Origin of the sequence: Nakamurella sp. (assembly GCF_048594475.1) — a bacterium.
Classification (GTDB): Bacteria; Actinomycetota; Actinomycetes; order Mycobacteriales; family Nakamurellaceae; genus Nakamurella.
On sequence record NZ_JBMDXT010000207.1, the window covers coordinates 1 to 3,805 of the forward strand.

General features: G+C 75.0%; 4 protein-coding genes. All 4 read left to right on the forward strand.

Translation table 11 applies throughout. The features are described from left to right. Window positions 1-605, forward strand: a 605-nt coding sequence (locus ACOJUF_RS09730; RefSeq protein WP_420121657.1) for a glycosyltransferase, incomplete at its 5' end; no start/stop codon positions are given. 99 nt (window positions 606-704) lie between these two features. Continuing rightward, a complete protein-coding gene (locus tag ACOJUF_RS09735) occupies window positions 705-1,841 on the forward strand; it encodes a glycosyltransferase family 4 protein (RefSeq protein WP_420121658.1) in 1,137 nt (378 codons plus the stop codon). Between the two features lie 5 nt (window positions 1,842-1,846). Next, a complete protein-coding gene (locus tag ACOJUF_RS09740; protein ID WP_420121659.1) occupies window positions 1,847-2,782 on the forward strand; it encodes a glycosyltransferase family 2 protein in 936 nt (311 codons plus the stop codon). Between the two features lie 288 nt (window positions 2,783-3,070). After that, window positions 3,071-3,805 (forward strand): glucose-1-phosphate thymidylyltransferase RfbA (rfbA, locus tag ACOJUF_RS09745; RefSeq protein WP_420121660.1); only part of this gene is annotated, 735 nt, incomplete at its 3' end.

A 3,805-nucleotide genomic window follows, 5' to 3' on the forward strand; every position in this document is an offset into this window, starting at 1 on the left:
TCGGGCACGGGGTGACGACGCTGCCGGTGCCGGCGGACGCCGCGGCGATCCGCGGCCGCCTCGGGCTCCCCGACGGGTACGTGCTGGCGATCGCCACCCTGGAGCCGCGCAAGGGCCTGGACGTGCTGATCGAGGCCATGACACGGCCGGCGACCCGCGACGCCCACCTGGTCGTCGTCGGCCCGCCGGGGTGGGGCGAGGTCGACCTGCCCGCCGCGGCCGCGGCCGCCGGCCTGGCCCCGGACCGGCTGCACGCCGTCGGCCGGCTCGCCGACCGGGACCTGGCCGCGGTGCTGGCCGGCGCCGCCGTGCTGGCCGCTCCCAGCCGGGCGGAGGGGTTCGGCCTGCCCGTCCTGGAGGCGATGGCGGCCGGGGTACCGGTCGTCGTGTCGGACGCCCCGGCCCTGGTCGAGCTGGTCGGGCCGGCCGGCCTGGTCGCCCGCCGGGAGGATCCGGCGGCGTTGCCCCGGGCCATCGGGGAGGTGCTCGACGACCCGGCCGCCGCGGCCGACCTGGCCGCCCGGGGCCGGGAGCGAGCGGCCGGGTACACCTGGGCGGCCGCCGCCGCCCAGGTGTGGGACGTGCATGTCGGGGCCCGCCGCTGACCGTCAGCGACTACCCTGGGTTGTCGCCGGTTCGCTCGGTGGGGTGCCGCACAACGGTCGATCGGGCAGGTCACGGGGCGAATCGCGGAAGGGATGTGGATGCGGACGGAACCGCGGGTGCTACTGGACGCGACGGCCATCCCGGCCCAGCGCGGCGGGGTGGGCCGCTACGTGGACAGCCTGGTCGCGGCCCTCGACGAGCAGGGAGCGGCGCTGTCGGTCGTCTGCCAGAAGCACGATGCCGAGATCTTCGCGGGGCTCGCGCCGCACAGCCGGATCGTGCCGGCGGCCGAGGAGCTGGGCCGCCGTCCGGCCCGGCTCGCGTGGGAGCAGACGACGCTGCCCCGGCTGGCCAACCGGCTGCCCGTGGACGTGATCCACTCGCCGCACTACACGATGCCGCTGGCCGCCAGCCTGCCCTGCGTGGTGACCCTGCACGACGCCACCTTCTTCTCCGACCGCAGCCTGCACCTGGGCATCAAGGGCCGGTTCTTCCGCGGCTGGACCCGCACGTCGCTGCGGCGGGCCGCCGTGTGCGTCGTGCCCAGCCGGGCCACCGCCGACGAGCTGATGCGGTTCACCCACGCGGACCCCGATGCCCTCGTGGTGGCCTACCACGGCGTCGACCACGAGGTCTTCCACCCGCCGGCCGCGGCGCAGGTCGAGGCGGCGGCCCGGTTCCTGGGCATCGCCGGCCGGCCGTGGATCGGTTTCCTGGGCACCCTCGAACCGCGCAAGAACGTGCCCGCGCTGATCCGCGGGTTCATCCGGGCGATGACGCCGCGCGCCGAGCGGCCGGTGCTGGTGCTGGCCGGGGCGGCCGGCTGGGACTCCGGGGTCGAGCCGGCGCTGGCCGCGGTGCCGGCCGGGATGACGGTGCTGCGGCCGGGCCACCTGCCGGTCGAGCTGCTGCCCGGGTTCCTGGGCGGGGCCGAGGTCGTCGCCTACCCGAGCCTGGGGGAGGGGTTCGGCCTGCCGGTGCTGGAGGCCATGGCCTGCGGCGCGGCCGTGCTGACCACCCGCAAGCTCGCACTGCCGGAGGTGGGTGGGGACGCCGTCGCCTACACCGGCACGGGCGCCGGCGACATCGCGGCCGCGCTCGGCGAGCTGCTGGACGACCCGGGCCGCCGGAGCGACCTGGCCGCCGCCGCGGTGGTGCGGGCCAAGCAGTTCACCTGGGCCGCCAGCGCCCGGGCCCACCACCAGGCGTACGTGCGCGCCGCGGCGGGCCGGTGACGGGGATGGCCACCGGACCCACCCCACCGGTCGTCGGGCTGGTGGCGGTCACCTACTCGCCGGGGCCGGCGTTGGCCGGGCTGCTCGACTCCCTGCCCGCGGCCTACGCCGGCGAGCTCCGGGTGGTCCTGGCCGACAACGGGTCGACCGACGGCAGCGTCGAGCAGGCCGCGCAGCGGGCCGGGGTGCGGCTGGTCCGCACCGGCGGCAACCTCGGCTACGGCGGCGGCGCGAACGCCGGCGTGCGCGCCCTGGAGCCGGGGATCGACTGGGTGGTGATCGCCAACCCCGACCTGGTGTTCGCCGCCGGGGCGATCGACCGGCTGCTGGAATGCGCGGACCGGCACCCGGCCGCGGGCGCGTTCGGCCCGTTGATCACCACCCCGGACGGCGTGGTGTACCCGTCGGCCCGCAACCTGCCGTCCATCGCCGACGGCGTCGGCCATGCCCTGTGCGGCTGGTGGTGGCCGACGAACCCGTGGACCCGCCGGTACCGGCTGGACGCGCAGGAGCCGAGGGAACGGATCGCCGGCTGGCTCTCCGGCTCCTGCCTGCTCGTCCGGCGGCGGGCGTTCGAGCAGGTGGGCGGGTTCGACGAGGCGTACTTCATGTACTTCGAGGACGTCGACCTGGGCGACCGGCTGGCCCGGGCCGGGTGGGCGAACGTCTACTGCCCGTCCGCCCGGGTGACCCACGCGGGTGGCCACGCGACCGAGCGGGAGCCCGGACCGATGGCGGTGGCGCACCATCGCAGCGCCTACCGGTACCTGGCCACCCGGCACCCGGCCCGCTGGCAGGCGCCGTTGCGCTGGGCGCTCAAGGCCGGGCTGGGCGCGCGCGCCCTGCTGGCCAGCCGGTTGCACAAGGTCGCGGCCGGCGCCGAACTGCCCGACCGGCACGTCCCGGGCCCCGCGGCAGGACCCCCGGCAGGCCAGGGCTGAGGCCGGGCCGCGCCGTTGACCGCTCGCCGTCCAGCGCTCACCGCCCACCGCGCCGGTCGCCGCTGCTGCGCTGATCCAAGGCCCACCAGATCCGGCAATTCGGACAGGAATGTGGGACTTGGATCAGCGCACCGACCGAGCCGCGGGACGGCAAGGGCACCCGCGCCGCGTCCGGTGTCACCCGAACGGCCGCTCCGTTGCGGTAAGGTCCGGACATTCCGACCGGCGCTGCCCCCTGGCCGCGCCATGTCGTCGTGGACATACTCGTGATGTGGGGGACCTGGCTTCGTGAAGGGCATCATTCTGGCCGGCGGCGCCGGCACCCGGCTGCACCCGATCACCCGGGCGACCTCGAAGCAGCTGCTGCCGGTGTTCGACAAGCCGATGATCTACTACCCGCTGTCGGTGCTGATGCTGGCCGGCATCCGGGACGTGCTGATCATCACCACACCCGAGGACAACGCCGGCTTCCGGCGGCTGCTGGGGGACGGCAGCGAATGGGGCATCTCGATCTCGTACGCCGAGCAGACGGCGCCCAACGGGCTGGCTGAGGCGTTCATCATCGGCGCCGACCACGTCGGCACGGACTCGGTCGCCCTCGTCCTGGGCGACAACATCTTCTACGGGCAGGGATTCTCCCGGACCCTGCGGGCGGCCGCCGAAGATGTCGACGGATGCGTGCTGTTCGGGTACCCGGTGCGGGACCCGGAGCGCTACGGCGTCGCCGAGATGGACGAGACGGGCCGGGTCGTGTCCATCGCGGAGAAGCCGGCGAAGCCGGCCTCGAACGTGGCCATCACCGGCCTGTACTTCTACGACAACGACGTGCTCGGGTACGCCGCCGATCTCAAGCCGAGCGCCCGCGGCGAGCTGGAGATCACCGACCTGAACAACATCTACCTGCGGGCCGGGAAGGCCACGCTGACCAACCTGGGACGCGGGTTCGCCTGGCTGGACACCGGAACCCACGACTCCCTGCTGGACGCCGGCGAGTTCGTACGTGTTCTTGAACACCGTCAGGGC